This is a genomic window from Brucella sp. MAB-22, from assembly GCF_025908475.1.
In the GTDB taxonomy this organism is placed as follows: Bacteria; Pseudomonadota; Alphaproteobacteria; order Rhizobiales; family Rhizobiaceae; genus Brucella; species Brucella anthropi.
This window is the reverse complement of sequence record NZ_CP109782.1, coordinates 964,251-988,545: the sequence shown is the minus strand read 5'-3', so window position 1 is coordinate 988,545 and position 24,295 is coordinate 964,251. Positions and strand designations below refer to the sequence as shown.

Below are 24,295 nucleotides of genomic sequence, written 5' to 3'. Positions count from 1 at the left end.
GCCTTCAGATCACGTTCGCCCCGGCTATCATGAAGCACATTGTCGGCCAAAGTATCGCAAGGAGGTCACGCATGAGCCATTATCTGCTCGCCAGCGGCGATCTTCTCGCCATTGCCGCGATCATCCTGTCAGTCGCCTATCTATCCTGGAAGCAGTTTTCCAAATAGCAGGCGTACGGTTCGGCGAAACAGCTACCCTCCGGCAATTCCATGAAGATTCTTTGAAGATGCGGCGACCCGAGAGACAAGGCGGTGGGCGCCACTTTCGTGTCAACGTTCAATCTATCGATTTGTTGAGAGGAAAGTGGCGCGAGTGACGGGGCTCGAACCCGCGACCTCCGGCGTGACAGGCCGGCACTCTAACCAACTGAGCTACACCCGCGCATTTCTCAGCAACCTTGCGGTTGCGTCGCACCGGCGTTTCCGTCCGGTGTGAGCGGTCGTTTAAGGGGTTCTCGAACAAGTGTCAAGCGCGTGTTTGGAGAAGAATTGCGATATTACAAAAATCATTCACAGGGCATTTCAATGCCCGTTCACGATCAGTAATTCTGGCTTGAAAGAAGCAAAAACGGCGGTAGGCGCCACTTTCGTGTCAACGTTCAATCTATCGATTTGTTGAGAGGAAAGTGGCGCGAGTGACGGGGCTCGAACCCGCGACCTCCGGCGTGACAGGCCGGCACTCTAACCAACTGAGCTACACCCGCGCATTTCTCGGCAACCTTTCGGTTGCGTCGCACCGGCGTTTCCGTCCGGTGTGAGCGGTCGTTTAAGGGGTTCTCGAACAAGTGTCAAGCAAGGGTCACGAAGAAAGAATAAGAATTTTCGATTTTGCTGCAGAACACCCGATTTTCGGGCTTTTTCAATGACATCAAACTTATCCACAAACCCGGCCATGCACTCGAATCCAAACCAGCTTTCAGAATCATCCGCATCGCAATCACCGACAGCCCTCCCCGCAGCAAATAGTGATACGTCAGTTGGTCACTTGATTTCATACCAACCAGTTGGTATTGTATATCAAGGAGCACGATTATGGCACGCAAACAAAATCCAATGACCCGGTCCAACCTGCTTGATGCAGCATTAAGCGTTATTCGCACCAAGGGTTATGCCGCAACGACGGTCGATGACATCTGCAACAAAGCGTCCTTATCCAAAGGTGCTTTCTTTCATCATTTTTCCAGCAAGGAAGATCTGGCCGTTGCTGCCGCGAATTACTGGTCGGAAATGACCGGCGCGTTCTTTGCGGAAGCCACCTATCATGCTCCCGAAGACCCGCTTGAGCGCGTGCTGGCCTATGTCGAGTTGCGTAAGCAGCTGATTCAAGGCGAGTTGCCTGATTTCACCTGTCTCGTCGGCACCATGACACAGGAGGTCTACGAGACCAATTCCGTGATCCGCGATGCCTGCTGGGACAGCATTTCAAGCCATGCAGACACGCTTGTTCCGGATATCGCAGCCGCGATGGAACGCTATCCGGTTGCAGGTGAGTTCACCGCTGAAAGCCTGGCTCTGCATACGCAGGCGGTCATTCAAGGCGCTTTCATCATCGCCAAGGCAAGCGGTGATCCGCTGCGTGCGGTGGAAAGTGTCGACCATCTCAAGCGGTATATAAGCCTGCTCTTCAAACACCCCGCCAATACCCATTGAACAGAAAACCGACAAAGGGAGGAAACCATGCCCAGCACTATTCGCCTGCACCGTGTATTTGCCACCAAGCCGGAGAAGGTTTATCGCGCATTCGTCGAGCCGGATGCGGTGGCCAGCTGGTTGCCGCCATATGGCTTCACTTGCACCGTCTATGAACTGGACGCAAAGGTCGGCGGCAAACACAGAATGTCGTTCCGGAATTTCACAACCGGTCACAGCCATTCCTTTGGCGGCACATATGTGGAACTCGTTCCGGGAGAACGGCTGGTCTATACGGACAGTTTCGACGATCCGAACCTGCCCGGCGAAATGAAGGTCACGATAACCTTGAAAGCCGTTTCGGTCGGAACGGAAATCAACATCGAACAGCAGGGCGTCCCCGATATAATTCCGGCTGAAGCCTGTTATCTCGGCTGGCAGGAATGTCTGGACAAGCTGAAGAAGCTCGTCGAGCCTGAAATCAACCAGTAACGCTGTTTCGGCGATGACGCACGGCTTGTTGCCAGCGGTGCGTCATCGATCCGATAATCCCTACACAGCCTGTGGCTGCCTCACCGAAGAAAGATGGCGAACCACAACCGGCACCAGCAGCAGCAGCCCCACGATCGACGAGTAAATCTCCGGCGCGACCAGAAGAATGGCTGCAAAAATCATCAGGACATTTTCCCAGGCCTTGGTCCGCACCAGGAAGAAACCTGACAATGCGGCACCGAGAGCGGTGATACCTATGGCGCAACCAAGGAACGCCACCAGGAAATCCGGCCAGTTGAAGTCCGATGTAACCAGCAGGAGTGACGGAGAGAAGACGAAGACAAACGGCACGAGCACCTTGCCGAGACCGAGCCGAAACGCCGTATTGCCTGTCTTGAACGGATCGGCGCCCGCCATACCTGCCGCCGCATAGGCGGCAAGCGCAACAGGCGGCGTGATATCCGCCAGCACCCCGTAATAAAAGACGAAGAAGTGAGCCACAATGGGCTCAACACCCAGCAGCCCCAGCGCGGGCGCGGCAATTGTCGCCATGATGATGTAATTGGCTGTCGTCGGAATTCCACAGCCCATCAGAATGCAGACAATCCCCGTCATGACGAGCGTGAAAAGCAGCGTCAGTGTCTGCGGACCGAACCAGGCGGCAGGCAGAATGGTGCCGAAATAGGTGGCAAGCTGACCTGCAGTCGACGTCACGATATAGGAAATCTTGAAGCCAACGCCGGTAAGCGTCACCACGCCGACAATAATGCCGACGGTCGCCGCCGCAGCGCCAACGGCGAGCGCATATTTGGCGCCGTCGCGCAGTCCGTCAAAAATCTCGCCTATCGACATGCGCCTGCGCGGATTAAGCAATCCCACCGCAATACAGAGCGTAATGCCCCAGAACGCAGCCAGATAAGGCGTATAACCCGACAGCAGAACACCGATCAGCACGATCAGCGGAATAACGGTCGGCCAGTCGCGCTTGAATGCTTCCTTCAGGTCAGGCAGTTCTTCCTTCGTCATGCCGCGCAACCCGTTGCGCTTGGCTTCGAAATGAACCTGCATCAGAACGCCGAAGAAATGCATGAAGGCTGGCACGATGGCTGCCAGAATGATCGTCGTGTAAGGCAGGTTCAGAAATTCGATCATCAGGAACGCCGCTGCGCCCATGATCGGCGGCGTGATCTGCCCGCCTGTCGATGATGCCGATTCCACGGCAGCGGCAAAGTGGCGTTTATAACCGAGCCGGATCATCGCCGGGATCGTCAGCGAACCGACTGTCACCGTATTGGCGACTGACGAGCCCGAAATCATGCCGAACAAGGCGGAGCCAAAAATGGAGACCTTTGCCGGACCGCCTGCGAAGCGGCCTGCTACCCAGGCCGCGCAATCCAGAAACAGCTGACCGAGACCGATGCGGGTTGCAAAAACCCCAAACAGCACGAAATGGAAAACATAGGTCGCGACCACACCGAGCGCGATACCGTAGATACCTTGTGTCGTCAGATAAAGATGATCGACAAGCTGGCTGACCGTTGCACCGGGATGCACGAGAATGCCCGGCATATGCTGCCCATAGAGCGCATAGAGCATGAACAGGACCGATATGATCGGCAGTGGCCAGCCGACGGAGCGTCGCGTCGCTTCCAGAAGGACCAGAATGAGAAGGCCGCCGAGAACGACATCCGTGGTCGTCGGATTGCCGACGCGGAAAGCCAGATCGTCGAGCGGTATCATTGGAACGTGGGCGACGGACACGACCGCGATGATTGCCAGCGCCCAATCGATAATGGAAATGCCAAGCGGTCTCAGCCACGACGATGTGGTGGGCTTGTCGTATCCCTTGCGGGAAAACGGGAAAACAAGAAAGACGAGGCCGAGCACGAAGGAAAGGTGAATACCGCGATGCACCATTTCCGACAGAAGGCCGAAACCCGCAGTGTAATAGTGGAAGATGGAAAGTGCGATCAGCAGCGCGCCAACGATGCGGGCTGCGAGCGGCCCCAGCGGGCGAAAACGAATCTCGGAGTCGAATTTCTCTTCAAGCTCGCGCGCCTTGGCTTCATCCAGTTCCATGGGCGACAGTTTCGCCTCTTGCTCGCTCACCATACTGGCCTCTCCATCCAGAGCGCAGCTGATCCACTTGAATCAAAAAACACTCTAATCGCTTGTTTTAAAATGCTTATATACCTGAAAGATGCTTTGTACCGGACTGGAAGCAAATGCACGGAGTTCCGGTGAAACTCCGTGCAACTTGTTCATCCGAACCGGAATGGTCGGCTTATTTCAGAACGCCTGCTTCCTTGTAGAAGCGTTCTGCGCCGGGATGTAGCGGAATGCCAAGGCTGGTCGTTGCCGTATCAAGCTTGATGAGCTTGCCCTTTGCGTGCCCGGCATCCAGTGCTTTTCGGCTGTCGTCGTTAAACAGGGTTTTGGTGATGTTGTAGACGAGTTCATCCGGTTGCTTGGCGCTCGTCACCCATTGCGCCGCGACTGCCAGAGTCTCGGTCTGACCGACATCCTTGTAGGTATCGGCAGGAACAGCATCCTTCGAGAAGAACGAGTATTTCTCAAGAATCTTCTGCGCTTCCGGACCGGAAATCGGAACCAGCGATATACCGTTCGATGTGGCAAGCTCCGAGATTGCGCCGGTCGGATAGCCGCCAACGAAGAAATAGGCATCGAGCGCGCCGTCCTTCAGACGCTCTCCTGCAGGTCCCGGCTTCAGATGTTCAGCCTTGATGTCGCTTTCGCTCAATCCATACGCTTCCAACACGATACGGGCATCAACGATCGTACCCGATCCCGGTTCATCGATGGAAACGCGTTTTCCCTTGAGATCGGCAACGGATTTGATTCCTGCATCCTTGCGGGCGACCAGATGAATGGTTTCGGGGTAGAGCGTAGCAATCAGGCGCAGATCTTCGACCTTGCCCTTGCCGTCATAAAGACCGGTGCCGGTATGCGCCCAGTAAGCCACGTCCGACTGGGTGAAGCCGGATTCCAGCGATCCGGACTGAATAGCGTTGATATTGGCGACCGAACCGTTCGATGAAACCGCCGTCGCCACCAGACCGGGAACGCCTTTATCCCCTGCCCCAGAAATCGCGTTGGCGATCAAGCCACCGATCGGATAATAGGTGCCCGCTGTTCCTCCGGTGCCGATGCGAAAGAAGGCGGGAGCCTGTGCAAGAGCGATGCTGGCTCCGACAGCCACAATTCCTGCAAATGCAGCAACCACACCGCGCCGGGTGAACTTTCCCATTGTCATATCTGCTCTCCGTTCCCAGAATAATTTTGTTCAAATTGTGTCGCCGAGCATGGAAAGCTGGGCGCGGCTTGTCAAGCGTCCAGTCCGCCATTGGCCAGACCTGCTGAATTTTGATATAACCTCAAAGCTCGAAGCGGTATTCTATCAAAATTAAAACCTCGATAAACAAGAAATAACGAGATTTATAAAACTACAATATGATAAATCATCGAGTAATTTAAATAAAAATCAAAAACTATACATATTTACTTGTAACACCACATAAATACCGTCAGAAATCGAATCCCAACTCCATAAACGACTTGAAAGCGCAGAATTTGTCGCTATCTTGGCTTCATGGCGTGTGCTGCGTGCGCCCAGGGATTACCCTGAATACGGAGACTGTTTTTAACCGTTTCTGTCAGGGAGCTGCCATGGCTGGTCGCATTCAAAATACTATACGCAATTTTCTTGATAGTGAGTCGTCAGGCGGCCTGCTGCTTATAGCTTCTGCAGCAGCGGCATTGCTGGTGGCCAACTCGCAGTTTTCAGAAGCTTATTTTGGCGCCCTTCATGCCTATCTCGGACCGCTTTCTGTCCAGCACTGGGTCAATGACGCACTGATGGCAGTGTTCTTCCTCATGGTCGGGCTGGAGATCAAGCGCGAGATGGTTGACGGCCACCTCTCGTCATGGCCACGCCGCATTCTGCCCGGTGCAGCAGCAGCGGCAGGCATGGCAGTGCCGGCGCTCGTCTACCTTGCCTTCAATCTCAATAACGGTGCTGCCCATGGTTGGGCGATCCCGGCGGCGACCGATATCGCGTTCGCGCTCGGTGTTATTTCCTTGCTGGGGCCAAGAGTTCCGACATCGCTGAAGGTGTTTCTTGCAGCTCTTGCCATCATTGACGACCTCGGCGCAGTGATTGTCATCGGATTGTTTTATACAACCGGCGTTTCACTGATGGACCTTGGTTTGGCTGCAGCAGTCGTCGCTGCCCTGGTAGCCTTGAACCTGAGCGGCGTGAAGCGTCTGACACCTTATCTTCTGCTGGGCCTCGTGCTGTGGTTCTTCACCTATCGCTCGGGCGTCCACGCGACCATTGCAGGCGTTTTGCTTGCGCTGACCATTCCGATCAAGCGCACCCCCGCGAAGCCTGAAGCGACCGTCTCCGAAAGCCCGCTGCATCTGCTCGAGCATAGCCTCATCAAGCCGGTTTCGTTCATCATCGTGCCCATATTCGGTTTCGCCAATGCAGGCGTCAGCTTCTCCGGTCTCGGCATGGAAGCCTTCTTCGCGCCGGTGACGATGGGTGTTGCCGCCGGTCTGGCCATCGGCAAGCTTGTCGGCATATTTGGCGCGGTGTTGCTGCTGGTGAAAACCGGAATCGTCGGCCTGCCCGCCGGGGCAAGCTGGCCGCAAATGCTGGGAACGACGCTTCTGTGCGGCATCGGCTTCACGATGAGCCTCTTCATCTCGCTTCTCGCTTTCGATGACGTGTTGCTGCAGAACGAAGCGAAAATCGGGATATTGATTGGCTCGCTCGTTGCCGGTCTCGCCGGGTTCATCGTGTTGCGTTTTTCAAAACGTGCCGATGGACGGAATTTCAGCCAGTAAGTCGGATACAAACAATGCCCGGATGCTGAGCATCCGGGCATTGTTTCATCACTCCACCTGAACTTATCGAGGGTCTGCTATCCTCGTTGCGCGTTGAGCGTTTCGTCGGATGGCTTCCAGATTCTATAGCGGATTTCAAAGCCATCTTTCGCATAGATGACGATCGGCAGCCGGCTGTTGTAGCGGAGCATGAAGTTCTCACCCCGAACCGGCACGAAATCGGTCCGCTTGCTGTCCTCCGGACAAGCCATGAGCGTACCCGACATGCGGTCGCTTGCCGCCAGAGTGAAATAATCAAAGCCCCAGCCCTCGACGGTGCTCGGCGTTAAACTTCCACCAAACCAGCTGATATTGCAGTCCACGGTTGCGTTGCGGCCCGCGATAATTTCAACCTTGGCATCCTGTTCTTTCTCCAGTGGCGGAAGATGGATGACATAACGGTAAGAGCCCGACGGTGCTGCCGGGAAAGCTTCGAGATTCCGTTCAGATTCGGTCTTGTCCTGAGCGCTCGCGCCATTTGGAACGCCGAAGCTGACGGCGACCAGTGCTGTCAGTAAGAAATGTCTGACCTTCATGTTCATGCTCTCATCTGTTGCAGGTTTTATTGCGCTTATTCGGCCAAACCACCGGTTCCGGTGGCGGTTGCGCTATCAAATAAGAGGAAGATGATCGGCGTGCCCGGCTCGCATGAGGCATCGGTACGCTTGGCACCGACTTTGCCCGCCACGGGCGCGGAATATTCAGCCACGACTTCCCCGAATGAATTTCTCTGACTAGCCACTTTTTGTCCCGCTTGCACCTGCTCATTGAGTTCAACGTGATGTTCGATAAACCCGCCATGTGTCGTCAGAACCGGCGCCATTCCATCCGCAGCGAAGAGACCGGAATCCTTGCTGGTTTTGCCTATATTGCCTTCAATGACCTTATGGTGTTTGAGAACATTCATGGTGCCTTCGACAAAAAGGGCAATCATCGCATGATCGAAGATACGCGGTCGGCCTATTTCTGGCGTGAAGGCTGGAATACCCTCATCGATCAGTGCATTTGCGAGAAGGCCGTGGGCGCCGAAATTGTCGAAAATCTGCTCTATCGGATAAAGCTCCGCCATTGCCCGCACTTCCGGCTGATCCATTCGAGCCAGATGAAATGAGGCCATATCCATACCGGTGGCTGCGGTATGAAAATCGATCCCGTAGTCGAGATTCGGTCGCAGCAGGCGATTGAACACCAGCCAGGCGTGGCGTGCCGCCGCTTCCGGTGCGTTCTCGTTACCCGGAAACAGCCGGTTGATGTCGACAAGATCAATCCCGCGTCCTGAACTCGGCCATCGCCTTGCCATTGCTTCAAGCGCCGGGCGAGACAGATCGAAGACAGCGACAACAGAGCCGAACATTTTTTGCGGGTCGAGCTGATTCACGATGGTGTGCAATGTGTGCACCGGGCTCATTTCGTCGCCGTGCACGCCACTGATCAATCCGATCCGTTTGCCGGGCGACTTGCCCTTCATCACCGTGACCGAAACATGCCAATGCTGGCCCGTCGGCATCTGCACGCCCTGGAAATAGAAATTGTGCCGCTTGCCCGCTTCCAGATCGGAAATATCGAGAAAGGAAATCACGCGCTTACCGTCTATGACATCACCGGTATAGACCGTGCCTGAACCCTTGCCGTCGGTATCCGGTTTTGCATCACCCGTCTGGGCCTGTGCCTGCCCGGATGCGAGCGCAACGGACCCTGCTGCCGCAATGGATGCGAGCATGAAATCGCGCCGGTCGATGCTCTGTGATTTTGTCTCGGTCATTCAGTTCCCCAGTATCGGACAATAGGTCGAAGGCTCCGTGAGGCTTCACTCATGTACTGTTTCAGAGGCGGTATCCTTTTTCTCATCCGTTTGCCGTCCGAGACGCTCGCTCAGACGCTGGATGACAAAGTAGAGACCGGGGGTGAGAATCAACCCAATCGTAGTCGCGGCAAGCATTCCGCCGAAGATCGTCACACCTACAGCCTGACGTGCACCGGCGCCCGCGCCCGAAGACAGGATAAGGGGAAGAATACCAAGGATGAACGATACGGCCGTCATCATGACGGCGCGGAAACGCTGCTCGGCTCCTGTACGGGCCGCTTCTGCGGCTGTCAGGCCGGCCTCGCGTTTTTCCTTGGCGAACTCCACGATCAGGATCGCATTCTTTGCCGCCAGCCCGATCAGCAACACCATCGCGATCTGGACATAGAGGCTGTTCTGCAGTCCGAAGAATGTTAGAGCGGCAACAGCCCCCAGCAGCGCAGCACCCAGCGAGAGGATAACCACCGCTGGCAATGCCCAGCTTTCATATTGGGCAACAAGGAAGAGATAGGCGAAGAGGAAGGCAAGCGCGAAGACGATTACCTCCTGACCGCTGCTTCTGCTTTCCTGGAAAGACAGTCCCGACCACTCGTAACCATAGCCATCCGGGAGAGCTTCCGAAGCGACCTGCTCCATGGCCGCCATGGCCTGCCCGCTACTGGAACCGGGAGCCGGGACAGCATTCACCTGCGCCGAAACCGAGAGGTTGTAGCGGGTGATGACGAAAGGCGCCAATACCGTGGTCAGTGACACCACGCTTCGCAATGGCACCATGGTTCCGTTGCGACTTCTGACATGAAGTTTCAGAATATCCTCGCTGTGCGCGCGGAAATCGGAATCAGCCTGAAGATTGACCTGAAACACACGGCCATTCAGCGTGAAATCATTGACATAGCGCGAGCCGAAATTCGCACCGATAGAAGCGTAAATATCCGACACACTAAGGCCAAGGGCTTCAGCGCGGGCACGATCCACATCGACATAGATCTGTGGCACATTCGCGTTGAATGTGGTCGCCGCACCACCGATTTCCGGCCGCCGGTTGAAGTAACCGAGCAAAGCGCTGGTCACCTGCGCTATTTCCTGCGGAGGCTGGCCCTGCAAGGCCTGCAGACGGAAATCAAGACCGCCAACAGCACCGATGCCCGCAATTGCGGGCGGCGCAAATACCGAGATATTCGCGCCCGGCACCTGCGAGAACTGCGCGCGCAAGGTGTTGATGATGTTGTTGAGCTGCAGCGCCTCCGTCTCACGATCTTCCCATGGTGTAAGAGCGGCAACCGCCATGGCGCCGTTGGGCGTGCTGGTCGACTGCAGGATGCTGAACCCGGCAACCGTTATGACATCCTGAACGCCTTCGGTCTCGCTCAGAACCTTGCGCACATTCTCGACAATCAGGTTTGTGCGGTCGAGCGAGGCCGCACTTGGCAGCTGGATATCGACAAAGAGCGCGCCCTGATCCTCGTCGGGCAAAAACGTCGCGGGAAGATTGACGAAAACGAAATAGGCCAACGCGAAACAGGCGACGATGCCGGCAACCGGCACTATCCAATATTTCACCAGAAAGCCGACGATCTTGCCATAGCCGTTGCGGGTTTTCTCCATGAAGCTTGAAAACCACGCCAGAGGACCGCGCTTGTAGCCTCCCTGACCGCGCTTGAGCAAAAGTGCCGCAAGCGCCGGACTAAGTGTCAGGGCTACGAATGACGAAAGGATCAGCGCCGACGAGATCGTGACTGCGAATTGCCGGTAGAGCTGCCCGCCAATGCCTTCCAGAAACGCCGTGGGCGTGACCACCGCCAGCAGAACCAGCGTTGTGGAAATAATCGGCCCGGTGATCTGGTGCATCGCCTTGCGCGTGGCCTCGATGACCGAGATATCGGGCGTATCATCCAGCACGTGCTTGACGTTTTCCACGACCAGAATTGCGTCGTCCACCACAAGCCCGATGGCGAGGACAAGCGCCAGCAGGGAAATCATGTTCAGCGAATAGCCAACGGCGAGCAGCACCGCAACCGCGCCCAGCATCGAGGCCGGAATGGCAAGCGCTGAAATGAGCGTCGCCCGCCAGTCCTGCAGAAAGATGAATGTCACCACGAGCACGATCACGAAAGCTTCGAACAATGTTCGCGCAGTCAGTTGCAGGCTGGCCTCGACAAACCGGGTCGCATCGTAGACGACATGATATTGCAGTCCCGAAGGAAATCTGGACGACAGACGTTCAAGCTCTGCCTGCACGGCAGTCGCGGTCTGGATCGCATTGGCATCGGGCGACTGGTTGATCTGCAGCATGGCCGACTCATGACCGGCAAAACTTGCGCGCGATGCATAGTTACGTGCGCCAAGTTCAAGACGTGCAATGTCGCGCAGAAACACTTTTGCTCCGTCCGCCCCGGTGCGGATGACAATGCCTCCAAATTCATCCGTATCGCGAAGCCGCCCTTGTGCCACCAGCGTATATTGAAGTTCGGTGCCCACCCGCATCGGCGGCGCGCCCGCCTGCCCCAGCGTTGCCTGAATATTCTGACGCTGGATCGCCGCCGACACTTCATCGACGGTTATGCCCAGCGCATCCATTCTTTGCGGGTTGAGCCAGACGCGCATCGAATATTCGGATGCGCCCACAACACTCGCTTCGCCGACGCCGGGCACGCGCGAGATTGCATCGACAATTGTAGTCGTGGTGAAATTGGTAATCTCAAGCGCGTTGAGGCTATCGTCCGGCGAATAGAATGCAATGCCCAGCACGAAATCGGGCGAACGGGAACGGACCGACACGCCTTGCTGCGCCACTGCCGCGGGCAGTCGGGAAATCGCCAGTTGAGCCCGGTTTTGAACATTGATCTGCGCCAGTTCGGGATCGGTCCCGACTTCAAAAGTGACCGACAGCGAATACTGCCCGGCGTTGGAGCTGGTCGATGACATATACATCATGCCGTCCACGCCATTGATTGCCGTTTCCAGCGGGCCACCGACAACGTCGGCAATTACCTCCGCACTCGCACCGGGATAGACCGCCGATACGTTCACTGTCGGCGGCGTAATCTGCGGATATTGCTGGATGGGCAATGAAAAGATCGCAATCGCACCGGCGATGGAAATGATGATCGAGATGACGATTGCGAGGCGGGTTCGTCGTATGAAGACTTCAGAAATCATTGCCCCACCCCTGCAGTACCGGAGATCGGGTCACGCGGGGATACGGCCTGCCCATCGGCGATGCGTTGCAAACCCTCGACGACAATCGTTTCACCAGCCTTGAGGCCATCTGTAACCGACCAGCCATTGTCGATACGCGTGCCGGTTACGATCGCACGCCGGGAAACCGTATTACCCTCGTTGAGAACATAGACATATTTGCCCTGCCGGTCCTGCAACACGGAAGACATGGGAACTATCGGCAATTCACCAACCGTTTCATCCAGCAGATTGACGGCAACCACCTGCCCCGGAACCAGAATATGGTTGGGATTGGCGAACAGGGCGCGCACCGCCACTGTGCCGGTCTGCGCGCTCACTTCATTGTCGATGAACTGGATGTTTCCCCGCTCGCCATATTGCGTACCGTTGGCCAGCATCAAAGTCAGCTTGAAGCTTTCGGGATTGACCGTCCCGCCTCCTGCTTCCTTCTGGCGAATAGCAATCAGAGCGCGGTCCGTGATCGAAAACACAACACGCACGGGATCAAGCTGCACAATGCGGGCGAGCGGTCCCATGCCCGGGCCAACGAGGTTGCCGACAGTAAAGAGCGAGCGCCCTATTGTCCCGTTGATTGGTGATCTGACCTGCGTATAGGAGAGATTGAGCCGGGCATTGTTGAGCGCGGCTTCTGCGTTCCGCACATCCGCAGTCGCGATATCAAACGCTGCCTGTGCATCGTCGAGGGAAGCTTGCGAAGCGGTGTTGCGGTTGGCAAGCGTTCGGGTTCGCGACAATGATTGCCGCGCGGCATTCTGGGCAGCTTCGGCACGTGCAACCTGTGCCTCAGCAGACATAACTGCCGCCTGCATCTGGTCTGGCTCAATTTCAAAGAGGAGATCGCCTGCCTTGACCGCAGCCCCCTGCTCGAACGCCTTTTCCTTCAGGAAACCGGTGATCCGCGCCTGAATATCAACAGCTTCAATCGCCTCGACCTGCCCGTTGAAACGAAGCGGTGCGGTCGCAGGTGCCAGTTCCACCTGGCGCACGATCACGGGAGGCGCCGCGCCAGTTGGAGCTTGCTGAGCCAGACTTGGCTGCAGAAGCAAAGGCGACAACACGGCTACAAAGGCAGCGTTCACAGAACGACGAACGAGAGTCTTCTTCAATTGCGTGTCCTCCCTCCGGTCGGAAATCGACCGATCACTCACGCATTTCGGGTACTCAAGGCTATTCCGATATAGGCGACACCAGCGATCAGCAGTGCAATTCCCGCAATCGATCCTGATGGCAGGTCACGCGTCCAGGGCCATTTTACCACCAGTGCCGCGCTGGCAGTCCAGGCGATCAGGCCGGAAAGCGTAAACCACCACCAGCCGCTTGCCGGTTTGATTTTCCAGGATAGCGCCAGCTGAAGGAAACCATGCACAAACACCACGATGGCAATCAACAGAGTGATGGCAAGGGCACCCTTGTGCGGGTTCAGATAGATCATGATCCCGCCGACAAGCTCCACTGCTCCGGACAGTTCCTGCCAGACAAAGCCCGCCCAGCTTTTGACCCAGAGCGACTGGATTATCTTGACGACGCCGATGGCTACAAGGACGAGGCCAAACATCGTGCTGGCTGCGAATTCAGAGAACACAGGCAAGAACAGGCAAAGTATTCCGCCCGCCATAAGCAAAGCGCCTATCCCGAGAAAACCTTTCCATTTTCTCTGTTCGACAGTTTTGCGTTCCAATACCTGCAGTTGCTGAACGTCCATTATAGACCCCTCTATGTTAGGCGGCGTGGACGAATTTGAGCCAGTATCTTGCGGTAGCAATATGAACCATGCTGATGAAGCTCTCGGCGAGTTGGTCGTATCGAGTAGCAATGGCGCGGTTGATTTTCAGTCTGCCAAACATCCGTTCGATTAGGTTGCGCTGTTTATACAGCGTGCGATCATATTCAATCTTCACGCGGCGGTTTGCTCTGCCAGGAATGACGGGCTTGATATTGCGGCTGGCAAGATCATCACGAATGGCATCCGCATCATATCCCTTGTCAGCAAGAAGCGCCTGTGGCGCTTGCTCGGGTAAGCTGATCAGAGTGTCGTAAGCCTTGCAATCTGCGGCTTCGCCAACCGTCAGATGGAAGGCAAGCGGTCTTCCTCTGGCATCAGCCAGACAGTGAAGTTTACTGGTGAACCCGCCCCGCGAGCGGCCAAGAGCGCGTCGATGAATCCCCCCTTTCCGCCCGCTGCCGAAATATGGGCCCGAACTGTGGTGCTATCGATGCTGTAGTGGCCGCTGTCAGCCATGATCTCAGCGAGCGTGATCGAAACAGCCTCCCAGACCCCGGCTTCGCTCCAACGCCGAAACCGCCGATAGATCGTATTCCAATTGCCGTATTTGGGTGGGACATCCCGCCAAGGCGTCCCGCAGCGAAGTCTCCAAAGTATGCCGTTGATGATCGCACGATTTTGCTCCGGACGACGACCGCGTCCCCGATTGACTGCTTCAATCGGCAATAAATCCTTCAGAACACGCCATTCGGATTCGCTCAGATCGCCTCGGCTCATGACTGCCTCCAAAAAGCAGTCTTGAATCAAGCTGCGATCAATTCGTCAACCAATTCGTCCACGCCGCCTAAAAGGGATGCGTTACTGCGAATGCGAAAGTATGTGCATGTTTCGATATAATAGTACAGCCCGAAGGCAACAAATTTAGTGGGCTACCGCCCAATCGCCATCTTCCAGTTTCAACCAGCTTGTAGACGTGATGCTGGAACGCAAGCAGAGTTGCGCTACCAGCCCTTCGACCAGACGATCGTCTTCCTTGCCGGCGAATAGCGTCGCCTCGACCTCGACTTCATCGCTGCCTTCTATGTGGTGGCTTCGGATCGCGTGGAACCGGAGCTTCTTCAGATCTAGTGTCTGGATTAGCAACGCCCTCACAGAAATCTCGCTTTCCGCAGGACATCGGAACTTCACAAGATAGAATTGTTCGATTTCCGGCTCGACAAAGGAATAGCGGTTCACGAGCACTGCAATTTTTGGCAGTGAAACATTGAGGCAGACAATGAAAAATGCCGTCTCCACGGCAAGAAGCCACAGTCCATAACCGGTAAGAACGCCAACTGCCCCCGTACTCCAGATCGTAGCTGCAGTACTCAGTCCCTTGATGCTTGCGCCATCCTTGATAATCAGCCCGGCACCGAGAAAGCCAATCCCCGTAACGACTTGCGAGCCCATTCTGAGATCGCCTTCAAGTCCAAGAGCGTAGGGTAGAGAAGCATAGGCTGCCGCACCCAATGCCACGAGGCCATGTGTGGCGAGACCGGAATGACGTTGTTTGATCTGACGTTCCAGCCCGATTGCAGAACCGAGCAGGAGCGCCAGACCGAGATTGACCATGATGGATGGGATTGCGACGACTTCCGGCATGCAGTCCTCTTTATGCCTCGGACGACCAGGCAAGAAATCGCGCGGAAGCCACAAAGCTGAAAGCGATCACGATATTTTAATTGGCGTTACAATTGAGTGATGCAACCAAAGCCGTTGTAGTAAACAGATGGCAGTATAGACATTATTTGTGGAGATTAGGAAGTCTTCTCACATCAGCCTCATCATATTTTATTATAGTACTTGAATTATTTCATCTAAAGTAGTTTCATCAGTAAATTCCGTACGCATTCTTTCCTACATCGACTGAGGGGTCAGATAGCATGGGTTTGCTTGGAATACTGCTCGGACTAGCTCTACTCATGTGGTTTGCCTATCGCGGCTGGAGTGTGCTTCTGCTTTCTCCTGTAGCAGCACTGCTCGCCGCGCTTATTTCCGGTGAACCTCTTCTGGCGAACTGGACATCGACCTTCATGGGCGGGACGGCCAGCTTCGTCGGCCGATGGTTTCCACTCTTTCTGCTCGGTGGCATTTTTGGAAAGTTGATGGACGATAGCGGCTCCATCACGTCCATCGCGAAGTATCTGACCGAGAAACTGGGCGTAAAACGCACCATGCTTTCCGTCGTGCTTGCATCGGCAGTCGTCACCTATGGCGGTGTCAGCGTGTTTGTCGCCTTTTTCGTGCTGGTGCCCATGGCACGTGAAATGTTCAAGGCGGCCAATATTCCTGCGCGGCTGATGCCAGCCGCCATCGGGCTTGGCGCGTTCACTTTCACCATGTCGGCAATGCCGGGCACGCCCTCTACGAACAACGCTATTCCGATGCCCTATTTCGAAACCACGACCTTTGCGGCACCGGGGCTTGGGATCATCGCATCCATCATCACACTGGCCTTCGGCATGTGGTGGCTGCAGCGCGCCGAAGCCAAGGCGCGGGCCGCAGGCGAAAACTATGTCGACGACACTGGCGATCTCGAAATCACAGAGAAAGTCAGAGAACAATCAACATTGTCGGGCGATTTCGATCCGGCCGAATTCGAACACGGCGCACGTCCCGACAATCAGCCGCCGTTTTTCTTTGCGGTTCTGCCCCTGCTTGTGGTCATCGTCGTCAATTTCCTGATGGCGCTCATCATCCTGCCCCGTATCGATTTCTCGTTTCTGGAACAGGAACCATGGGGGATCGATGTTGGCTCCTCAATCGGCCTGTGGGCAGTTCTGATCGCACTGGCAGCGGCTATCCTGACCCTGATAGCAGTCAATTTCGGGCGGCTTCGGGCAATCCGGGAAAGCCTCGACGCAGGCGCCAACTCCTCAGTTCTGCCGATCCTCACCATTGCAAGCCTCGTCGGCTTTGGCGCAGTCGTGGCGGCAATGCCTGCTTTTGCGGTGGTTCGCGATGCCGTGCTTGAAGTGCCGGGCGGCCCGCTTGTTTCACTGGTCGTCGCCATGAACGCGCTCGCAGCCCTCACCGGAACGGCATCCGGCGGCATGGCCATCGCGCTCAATGCGCTGGGTGAAGAGTATATGCGGCTCGCGATCCAGTACGGGATCAATCCCGAACTCATGCACCGCCTGACCGTCATCAGCGCCGGTACGCTGGATGCGCTGCCGCATAACGGCACGGTGCTTCTTCTCCTGCAGATCAGCAAGCAAACCCACGCATCGAGCTATTTCGACATGGTCATGACCGTGATTGTCGGCGTGATCATATCGCTCGTCGCGGTTTTTGTACTGGGATCAATGTTTGGCTCCTTCTGAGCATGGCCATTGTTGTTGAAAGGAAGTTGAAATGAAAAGGACTTCTCTCCTGATTGCCGTCCTGCTCTCCTTGATGGCGAGCCCTGCATTCGCGCATCTCAATCCCGCAGAGCACGGTTCGTTCGCCGCAGGGTTTACACATCCCCTCTCCGGTGCCGACCACATACTTGCGATGGTTGCCGTTGGCCTTTGGGCTTCAATGCTTGGTGGACGCGCACTCGTCGTCGTTCCCTTGAGCTTTGTCGGTGTCATGCTTCTGGGATTCGTGGCAGCGCTTGGCGGAGTATCACTCCCCTATGTCGAACCGGTCATCCTTGCGTCAGTGATAGTGCTTGGCCTCCTTGTCGCCATGGCATTCCGCGCATCGACCCTGACGGCGGCACTTATCGTCGGCTTCTTTGCATTCTTCCATGGCTATGCTCATGGCGGAGAAATCGGCAGCGCTGCGTTTCTTTCCTACGGCGCCGGGTTTGCTCTTGCGACGGCATTGCTCCACGCGGCAGGCATCGGTGTCGGTCTAGCAGCAGGTCGCCTGCTGCAGGGGCGCACGGGACAGATAGTGATGCGAATAGCTGGCGGCTTTGCTGCCCTGAGCGGACTCTACCTTATGGCCGGGTGATGTGAGCATCGTCTTGCTGGATCATTCGAAGAGACACGCTGAAGCTGATATTGAACATGATGGGTCAGTGCCGGAAATGCCTATGCATTCTCCGGCGCTGCCTATGCTGCATCTCATGCGGCTTGTCAGTCCCAGCCAGCCAGTTGGCGCGTTTTCCTATTCGCGCGGCCTCGAATGGGCCGTGCATGCGGGAACAGTGACGAACGAGGAAAGTTGTGCCGGGTGGGTGTTCGGCCTTCTGGAACACAGTTACGCTGTGCTTGATGGCGCGATTTTCTGGCGCATGATTTCAGCATTGATGCGAAACGATGACGCCGAATTCTGCCGCCTGAATGACTGGCTTGGAGCAAGTCGCGAAAGCAGCGAACTTGAGCTTGAAGATCGCCGCATGGGCGAATCCCTGCTCACTCTACTGTCGGAACTTGGTGTCGAACGGGCCCGTAGTTTCGCTTCGGAACAGCGAGCCACCTATCCCGCAGCTTTCTCCATTGCAGCATGTCACTGGAATATCGAGCCTGTCGATGCGCTGCGCGGTCTCATGTGGAGCGTGGTTGAAAGCCAGATCATGGCTGCAATCCGTCTCGTCCCGCTTGGCCATACGGCGGGCCAGAGGATACTTATCGCTGGAGCAGCCAAGATTGAAAGAGCCGTCGAAAAGGCGCGCACGCTGAATGACGACGACATCGGCAATACGGCTCCCGCACTGGCGATGGCCAGCGCCTGGCACGAGACACAATATAGCCGCCTATTCCGGTCGTGAGTGCAGCGTTTCACGGTATCGCTTGAGATTGTCCTCAGCCGAAGTCGCATCAGCCGGTGCGACGGGCACCAGCGCCTTGAAAGCATACTGACCGATCAGCATGACCCAGGTGACGAGCACGAATGTCGAGGTCAGCACCGGCATTCCGATCGGCTTCAGGAATATGGCGACCGACGCCCAAAGCCATGTCGCCACGATGGCGCCGAAGATGGCGTAAAGAAAACTGCTCCAGCTGAAAACAAGGAAGAAGCCGCCGAGCGCAATTGCCGTCAACGCCGCGTTATAACCGAAGAGCCCATCGCGAATGGCGCCTTCCGGACCACCGAAGGCGGCGGCAACCACAGCTCCGGTTACGGCTCCCAGAAGCCCCATCAATGCGCTTATTCGCGAATGGATCGCGATACCGGCAAGGATGATGTAACCGGTGATCCAGTTATCCTGAAAGAATATCTGCCCGATGGCAGTGCCGATGCCCATGTACCAGGTCGGAAGCACATAAGGGACGGCGTAGGAAAACTGTTCCGGCGATACCGGCTTTGCCATCGGACCGGCATCTATGGCATCGAATTTGAGTATCGCGAACAGAAAGAGCCAGCCGACGAGTACGAATGGCATTGTCAGGGGTGCCACCTTGTGCGGCCCCAGAAGCGTAGCGATACTGGCGAAAGCCATGGTGGAGAAAGCGGCGCCACAGATGAGATAGATCGTCATGGCAGGCGACGGCAGGGCACCGCTGCGGAAATCCGCACTGGTAAACGCAATCAGCGCAAGGGCGACCAGAGCGCCGTTGAACCCGAACAGGCCATCCCGGATCAGCCCCTTGTCAGCCTTGAGGATGATTGCCGTCAGCGTGCTGGCAACAACGCCAAGCACGCAGATGAAAGCATAAATCCAGGAATTGACCAGAATGGCGAACAAAATGACCAGCCCCGACAGAGGATTGTTCTGGAACACCACCTGCCCGATACCGCGCAGCGTCCAATCAACAAACCCCAGAGAAGGGTGATCCTGCAAGGCATTGAGCTGCATGGATTTATTCCCCGTCTTTCGTGATCTATTTTCCGCTGACTAGAGCATTTTCTGTTTTGATTGAATCACCGGAAAAACTCTATCTCTTTGTTTTTACGTATGTCTCCCGAAACCGGTTCCCACTTTCGGGAGACATGCTCTAAAACAGAAAATAACGCTGCGTCATCGGCAGAACGTCAGCCGGTTCGCACGTGATCAGTTCACCGTCCACCCGCACCTGATAGCTCTGCGGATCAACCTCCAGTTTGGGTGTAAGCCCGTTATGGATCATGTCCTTCTTGCGGATCGTCCGGATGCCCTTCACCGCAACCAGTTGCTTGCTGAGTTTCAGTTTCTCGCCGATGCCGTCATCCAGCGCCGCTTTCGAGACGAAGGTGACGCCGGTGGAACCAAGCGCCCGGCCCAATACCCCATACATTGGCCGATAATGAACCGGCTGGGGCGTCGAGATCGATGCGTTTGGGTCGCCCATCGGTGCAATCGCAATCATGCCGCCGATCATGACGAGGCTCGGTTTCACGCCGAAAAATTCCGGCTTCCACAACACCAGATCCGCCCGCTTTCCGACTTCGATTGAGCCGATCTCATGGGCAAATCCATGCGTAATTGCGGGATTGATCGTATATTTGGCGACATAACGTTTGGCGCGGAAATTGTCGTTCCGGCTGCTGTCCTGGCTTAGCGGACCGCGCTGCACCTTCATCTTGTGAGCAGTTTGCCAGCAACGCAGCGTCGTTTCACCGATACGGCCCATGGCTTGAGAATCCGACGACATCATCGAAAACACGCCCAGATCATGGAGAATGTCTTCGGCAGCAATGGTTTCGCGCCGGATGCGGGATTCCGCGAATGCCACATCCTCGGGGATTTTCGGGCTGAGATGGTGACAGACCATCAGCATATCGAGATGTTCATCGACTGTGTTGATGGTGTAGGGGCGGGTCGGATTGGTTGAGGACGGCAGGATATTTTCTTCGCCAGCAGCTGTGATGATATCCGGCGCATGGCCGCCACCGGCGCCTTCCGTATGGAAACTGTGGATGGTTCGGCCTTTCATGGCAGCAAAGGTGTCCTTGACGAACCCGCTCTCGTTCAGCGTATCCGTATGGATGGCGACCTGAATGTCTTCCTCATCGGCGACGTTCAGGCAATTATCGATGGCGGCTGGCGTGGTTCCCCAGTCTTCATGCAGCTTCAGGCCGACAGCACCGGCTCTGATCTGCTCGCGAAGCGGTTCCGGCTTGCTTGCATTGCCTTTGCCGAGCAGTCCCACATTGATCGGAAGCGCTTCGACGGCCTCAAGCATGCGATGGATAGCCCATGGCCCCGGTGTAACCGTGGTTGCGAGCGTGCCGACCGTCGGCCCCGTTCCGCCACCAACCAAAGTCGTTGTACCGCTAGCCAGAGCTTCTTCGGCCTGTTGCGGCGCAATGAAGTGAATATGGGTGTCGATACCGCCAGCGGTGAGAATCTTGCCTTCGCCTGCAATGACGTCGGTCGCAGGTCCGACGATAATGTCGACGCCGGGCTGAATATCGGGATTACCGGCCTTGCCGATCCCTGAGATACGACCTTCCTTGATGCCGACATCGGCTTTGATGATGCCCCAATAGTCGAGAATGATGACATTGGTGATGACCAGATCGGCGGTTTCGGACGAGGGTCGTTGCCCCTGCCCCATACCGTCGCGAATGACCTTGCCGCCGCCGAAGGTTACTTCTTCGCCATAGATGCAGCGATCTTCCTCGACCTCGATGATGAGCTCTGTATCGGCCAGACGCAAACGGTCACCCTTGGTCGGGCCATACAGTTCGGCATAGGCCTGTCTTGAGATCCTTCCCATCTGTCCCTCCTAGAGTTTTCCGTCGATTTTTGCGTTGAAGCCATAGACTTCCCGATTGCCATCCAGCGCTACCAGTTCGACTTCTCGGTCCTGTCCCGGCTCGAACCGCACCGCAGTTCCGGCCGGAATATTGAGCCGGAAACCTCTCGTCTGCTCCCGGTCGAAGGCAAGCGCTTCGTTCGTTTCATAGAAATGATAATGCGATCCAACCTGTATCGGCCTGTCGCCCGTGTTCTCCACGGCGATGGTGCGCGTTTCGCGACCATTGTTGAGGTCGATCGACCCGTCTTCGATGAAATATTCACCCGGTATCATGATCGTCTCCTGAGACGCATCCCGAAAGACGTGAAATGTTTCGGACAAGATGCGCGTAAAAACAAAAACCAGAGCGTTTCCAAATAGTTATGAAATGCTCTACGGAATTGGGTTGTGAACGGTTACAAGCTTGGTACCGTCAGGAAAGGTGGCTTCCACCTGAATGTCGTGGATCATTTCAGGCACACCCTCCATCACCTCATCGCGGGTGAGAAGCGTGGCACCGTAGGACATGAGTTCCGCAACTGTCTTGCCGTCACGGGCCCCCTCAAGAATTTCGGCGGAGATGTAAGCCACGACTTCCGGGTAGTTAAGTTTCACCCCTCGGGCTCTCCGTCGCTCCGCAACCAATGCTGCGGTGAAGATCAGAAGTTTGTCCTTTTCACGTGGCAATAGTTCCATTTGTAGGCCCTCTCCAAAGTGAGTTATGTTGCCCAGATGCGTGGCGCAGCTGCCGGTTTCCCCAGTCCGGTTTCGCGCAGAACTTCCCAGGCTTTTCGAAACAGAGTCTTGGCTTCCGACATGCGCCCGCCGAGATAGCGACAGACGATCACCCGCTCGAGCCGCGACACCGAGAACAGATTTCTGGCTGCATCGCCGACCGCTTCGCGAATAGCGTGAAGCGCGCTTTCATCTGCCGGACCGGCATAAACCATCGTCGCGACAATCGGTTTTGCGCAGAAGGCAAAAGCGGCATTCAGCGCCGGGTCGGCACCATGAAGGCGAAACTGCTCGAACCAGATCGGCTTGCCATCCCTGAATATTTCGACCCTTTGACGGACTTCGCCAGTGTCGAAACTTTCCTGACAGGCCGGCCGTCCGAGACTGATAATGTCCCACCCCAGATAGACCGCATCTCCACTCAAGAATACTTTCGTGCCTATGGAAGCCTTTGCGCCATCAAAAACGATTGTTTCCTGCGGGAGATATTCGCATATGCCGCCCTCACCCACATCGATTCTGGTCGTCTGGGTACTCTGGCCCCTCTCGCTGCGATAGAATTTGGTAGCGCCGGGCGTCGTTAGAACGGTTCTGGCGCCACATCCTAAAAAACAAGAAATATCAAGGACATCGTCACCAGCCACGCCACCCGGTGGATGAAGAAGATAGACGTGCGCACTGCCATCCTTTTCAGGATAGAATGGTTGTTGCACCGCAAGTGGCCCCACATGGCGTCGCCGCATGAGCCGCGTCACTTCGCGATTATGCTCGAACCGTAGTTCAAGCTCGGCATGCCAACCCGTGCTCATCGACGATTGCCACCTCTATGTTCTCAGGGAACTACGATGCGTTATCGATACCGAACAATAAAACCAAGGCAGGATGAAATATTCAGGCAGATTAACTCGCTGGATCACTATAGACAAGTTCAATTATAGACTTGAGTGATGCACCATCAACTTGTTCAGTCGTGAGCCGCACAAGAAGCTTAACCTAGTTTATCATTGAGGGTCCACTGTCACGGTGTGGTGCCCCTACCGTGAACCCAGGCGATCAATCACACGTGCAGGCAGATGAAGGGCCAGCGAGGCCTGTTCGAATGTACCCTGCCCGGCGGCGATGAAAGTATCATCCATGCCTGCATACTCATCTGTAATAAGTCGGCGCAGCAGATAGCCCGAACCCAGAAACTTGATCAGCGTGTTCGAGCTGGCAAACAGACTATGACCACCGCTATCAACCTGAGAAATATCAAGAACCTGAATATTCTTGTTCTGCAGGAAAGCTATATCAAAGCCGCTACCGACCCGCGGCGCCCCACCTGCCAGTCTGCGCGAGATATCGAGAGCCCGATCACGCCGGGATACGACAATCGTGAAAGGCTGAGGCAAATAGTCGATATCATCAATCTGGCTGCGGAAAAGATCGGGATCGAGATCGGGAGCCGCAAGCAGCACACCCTTGATGCGCTTCAACACGTTAAGGCGTTTATCTGCAGACAATGTCCGCAAGGCTTCCATAACGACGACAGCGCCCATCGAATGGCCGACAATGACGATGCCGTTGGCTTTTGTCTGTGCTGCAATTTCGAGTGTTTCAGCCAGTCCCCTACGCGCGATGATCGCACTGTCGCGATCGTAGAGATATCGCGTAAACGCCGCAGCGGACGCCCATGAAAAATGAACAGGCACCGAGGAGACATCATAGTCGTGGACAATCTGCGCATTGCGGAAAAGTCCCTCGGCAAAGTTGTTGTTATAGCCGTGGACGAAAACGAATATCTCACGCTGTGCCGCCGGGCGGCTTGCAAGACGCCGGTTCAACTCCCGGATCATGGCTTGTCGATCAGGCAACGGTGCATAGTTTGAGGCTATGAAATTCCTTCGGGGATCAGGTTTGCCCGACGCAGTCTCTACATTTCCCGGACGGTGCGTTTCCGGGATGTGCACGTCAATCGTCGAGAAGTTCAGTACTTGAGACCTGTCGCGCGAATAGGCGATACTGGGATCGTCTATTCGCTCGCGTACGGTCGCAACCGTAAACGGAACCACCACTTTGGAAAGGGTCTGGTCAGACACATCCATTCCCAGACCAGTGACAGCCCTGTTTCCGGCGCATCCCACTGCGACAAGCAGAACAAATGCGAGGATGAAAATCTGCTTCAAATCAT

20 protein-coding genes, 2 tRNA genes and 1 pseudogene are annotated in these 24,295 nt (G+C 55.8%); 6 read left to right on the top strand and 17 right to left on the bottom strand.

The annotated features are described in order from the left end of the window. Positions 1–304: 304 nt before the first annotated feature. Together OHI65_RS14255 and OHI65_RS14250 are read right to left on the bottom strand one after the other, a co-directional pair. Positions 305–381 (bottom strand) — tRNA-Asp (locus OHI65_RS14255). Positions 382–626: 245 nt separating this feature from the next. After that, positions 627–703: transfer RNA gene (locus OHI65_RS14250), tRNA-Asp, on the bottom strand. A 328-nt stretch (positions 704–1,031) separates the two neighbouring features. Here OHI65_RS14250 and OHI65_RS14245 point away from each other — a divergent pair. Beyond that, positions 1,032–1,649, top strand: a complete 618-nt coding sequence (locus OHI65_RS14245) for a TetR/AcrR family transcriptional regulator (RefSeq protein WP_012092263.1) — start codon at positions 1,032–1,034, stop codon at positions 1,647–1,649. A gap of 27 nt (positions 1,650–1,676) precedes the next feature. Next, positions 1,677–2,120 carry an SRPBCC family protein gene (locus OHI65_RS14240; RefSeq protein ID WP_012092264.1) on the top strand — a complete coding sequence of 148 codons (444 nt, stop codon included), beginning with the start codon at positions 1,677–1,679 and terminating at the stop codon, positions 2,118–2,120. 60 nt (positions 2,121–2,180) lie between these two features. Here OHI65_RS14240 and OHI65_RS14235 read toward each other — a convergent pair whose 3' ends face one another. After that, on the bottom strand, positions 2,181–4,232 hold the full coding sequence (locus OHI65_RS14235) for a TRAP transporter permease (protein WP_151689759.1): 2,052 nt from the start codon (positions 4,230–4,232) through the stop codon (positions 2,181–2,183). A 172-nt stretch (positions 4,233–4,404) separates the two neighbouring features. Next, complete coding sequence (locus tag OHI65_RS14230; RefSeq protein ID WP_010661166.1) at positions 4,405–5,394, bottom strand: TAXI family TRAP transporter solute-binding subunit; 990 nt, start codon at positions 5,392–5,394, stop codon at positions 4,405–4,407. Between the two features lie 413 nt (positions 5,395–5,807). Between OHI65_RS14230 and nhaA the strand changes: the two genes are divergently transcribed. Further along, the gene (gene nhaA, locus OHI65_RS14225; RefSeq protein ID WP_010661165.1) at positions 5,808–6,989 is read left to right on the top strand and encodes a Na+/H+ antiporter NhaA; all 1,182 of its coding nucleotides are present in this window, start codon (positions 5,808–5,810) and stop codon (positions 6,987–6,989) included. Between the two features lie 77 nt (positions 6,990–7,066). Here the strand turns inward: nhaA and eco are convergent, their stop codons facing one another. The 7 genes and pseudogenes from eco to OHI65_RS14190 form a co-directional block, all read right to left on the bottom strand. Further along, positions 7,067–7,564, bottom strand: coding sequence for a serine protease inhibitor ecotin (eco, locus tag OHI65_RS14220; RefSeq protein ID WP_010661164.1), 498 nt, complete (start codon positions 7,562–7,564; stop codon positions 7,067–7,069). 35 nt (positions 7,565–7,599) lie between these two features. After that, positions 7,600–8,790: a succinylglutamate desuccinylase/aspartoacylase family protein gene (locus OHI65_RS14215; RefSeq protein ID WP_264359075.1), complete on the bottom strand. Its 1,191-nt coding sequence runs from the start codon at positions 8,788–8,790 to the stop codon at positions 7,600–7,602. A 45-nt stretch (positions 8,791–8,835) separates the two neighbouring features. Next, entirely contained in the window at positions 8,836–11,991 is a 3,156-nt protein-coding gene (locus OHI65_RS14210; protein WP_029925029.1) for an efflux RND transporter permease subunit, read from the bottom strand. Then, complete coding sequence (locus OHI65_RS14205) at positions 11,988–13,139, bottom strand: efflux RND transporter periplasmic adaptor subunit (protein ID WP_151609793.1); 1,152 nt, start codon at positions 13,137–13,139, stop codon at positions 11,988–11,990. The genes OHI65_RS14210 and OHI65_RS14205 overlap by 4 nt, the downstream gene beginning before the upstream one ends. Positions 13,140–13,177: 38 nt before the next feature. After that, the gene (locus tag OHI65_RS14200; RefSeq protein WP_264359074.1) at positions 13,178–13,735 is read right to left on the bottom strand and encodes an HdeD family acid-resistance protein; all 558 of its coding nucleotides are present in this window, start codon (positions 13,733–13,735) and stop codon (positions 13,178–13,180) included. Positions 13,736–13,751: 16 nt separating this feature from the next. Further along, a pseudogene (locus tag OHI65_RS14195) lies at positions 13,752–14,533 on the bottom strand (IS5 family transposase). 144 nt (positions 14,534–14,677) lie between these two features. Beyond that, positions 14,678–15,397 (bottom strand): MgtC/SapB family protein, encoded by a 720-nt coding sequence (locus OHI65_RS14190; protein WP_036583741.1) that lies wholly within the window; start codon positions 15,395–15,397, stop codon positions 14,678–14,680. A gap of 281 nt (positions 15,398–15,678) precedes the next feature. Here OHI65_RS14190 and OHI65_RS14185 point away from each other — a divergent pair, with 281 nt between their 5' ends. The 3 genes from OHI65_RS14185 to OHI65_RS14175 all read left to right on the top strand — a co-directional run bounded on the left by OHI65_RS14185 (position 15,679) and on the right by OHI65_RS14175 (position 18,497). After that, positions 15,679–17,118 (top strand): GntP family permease, encoded by a 1,440-nt coding sequence (locus OHI65_RS14185; RefSeq protein ID WP_010661158.1) that lies wholly within the window; start codon positions 15,679–15,681, stop codon positions 17,116–17,118. A 31-nt stretch (positions 17,119–17,149) separates the two neighbouring features. Next, on the top strand, positions 17,150–17,737 hold the full coding sequence (locus OHI65_RS14180; protein WP_012092272.1) for a HupE/UreJ family protein: 588 nt from the start codon (positions 17,150–17,152) through the stop codon (positions 17,735–17,737). A 76-nt stretch (positions 17,738–17,813) separates the two neighbouring features. After that, positions 17,814–18,497, top strand: coding sequence for an urease accessory protein UreF (locus OHI65_RS14175; protein ID WP_264359073.1), 684 nt, complete (start codon positions 17,814–17,816; stop codon positions 18,495–18,497). Here the strand turns inward: OHI65_RS14175 and OHI65_RS14170 are convergent. The 6 genes from OHI65_RS14170 to OHI65_RS14145 all read right to left on the bottom strand — a co-directional run bounded on the left by OHI65_RS14170 (position 18,483) and on the right by OHI65_RS14145 (position 24,209). After that, a complete protein-coding gene (locus tag OHI65_RS14170; RefSeq protein ID WP_010661155.1) occupies positions 18,483–19,526 on the bottom strand; it encodes an urea transporter in 1,044 nt (347 codons plus the stop codon). The two genes, OHI65_RS14175 and OHI65_RS14170, sit on opposite strands and share 15 nt — an antisense overlap. A gap of 139 nt (positions 19,527–19,665) precedes the next feature. Then, complete coding sequence (gene ureC / locus OHI65_RS14165; protein ID WP_012092275.1) at positions 19,666–21,369, bottom strand: urease subunit alpha; 1,704 nt, start codon at positions 21,367–21,369, stop codon at positions 19,666–19,668. Positions 21,370–21,378: 9 nt separating this feature from the next. Then, a complete protein-coding gene (locus tag OHI65_RS14160) occupies positions 21,379–21,684 on the bottom strand; it encodes an urease subunit beta (RefSeq protein ID WP_029925033.1) in 306 nt (101 codons plus the stop codon). Between the two features lie 99 nt (positions 21,685–21,783). Beyond that, a complete protein-coding gene (ureA, locus tag OHI65_RS14155) occupies positions 21,784–22,086 on the bottom strand; it encodes an urease subunit gamma (protein ID WP_010661152.1) in 303 nt (100 codons plus the stop codon). Between the two features lie 23 nt (positions 22,087–22,109). Next, entirely contained in the window at positions 22,110–22,934 is an 825-nt protein-coding gene (locus OHI65_RS14150; RefSeq protein ID WP_264359072.1) for an urease accessory protein UreD, read from the bottom strand. Positions 22,935–23,159: 225 nt separating this feature from the next. Continuing rightward, a complete protein-coding gene (locus OHI65_RS14145; RefSeq protein ID WP_264359169.1) occupies positions 23,160–24,209 on the bottom strand; it encodes an alpha/beta hydrolase in 1,050 nt (349 codons plus the stop codon). Between the last annotated feature and the right edge of the window lie 86 nt (positions 24,210–24,295).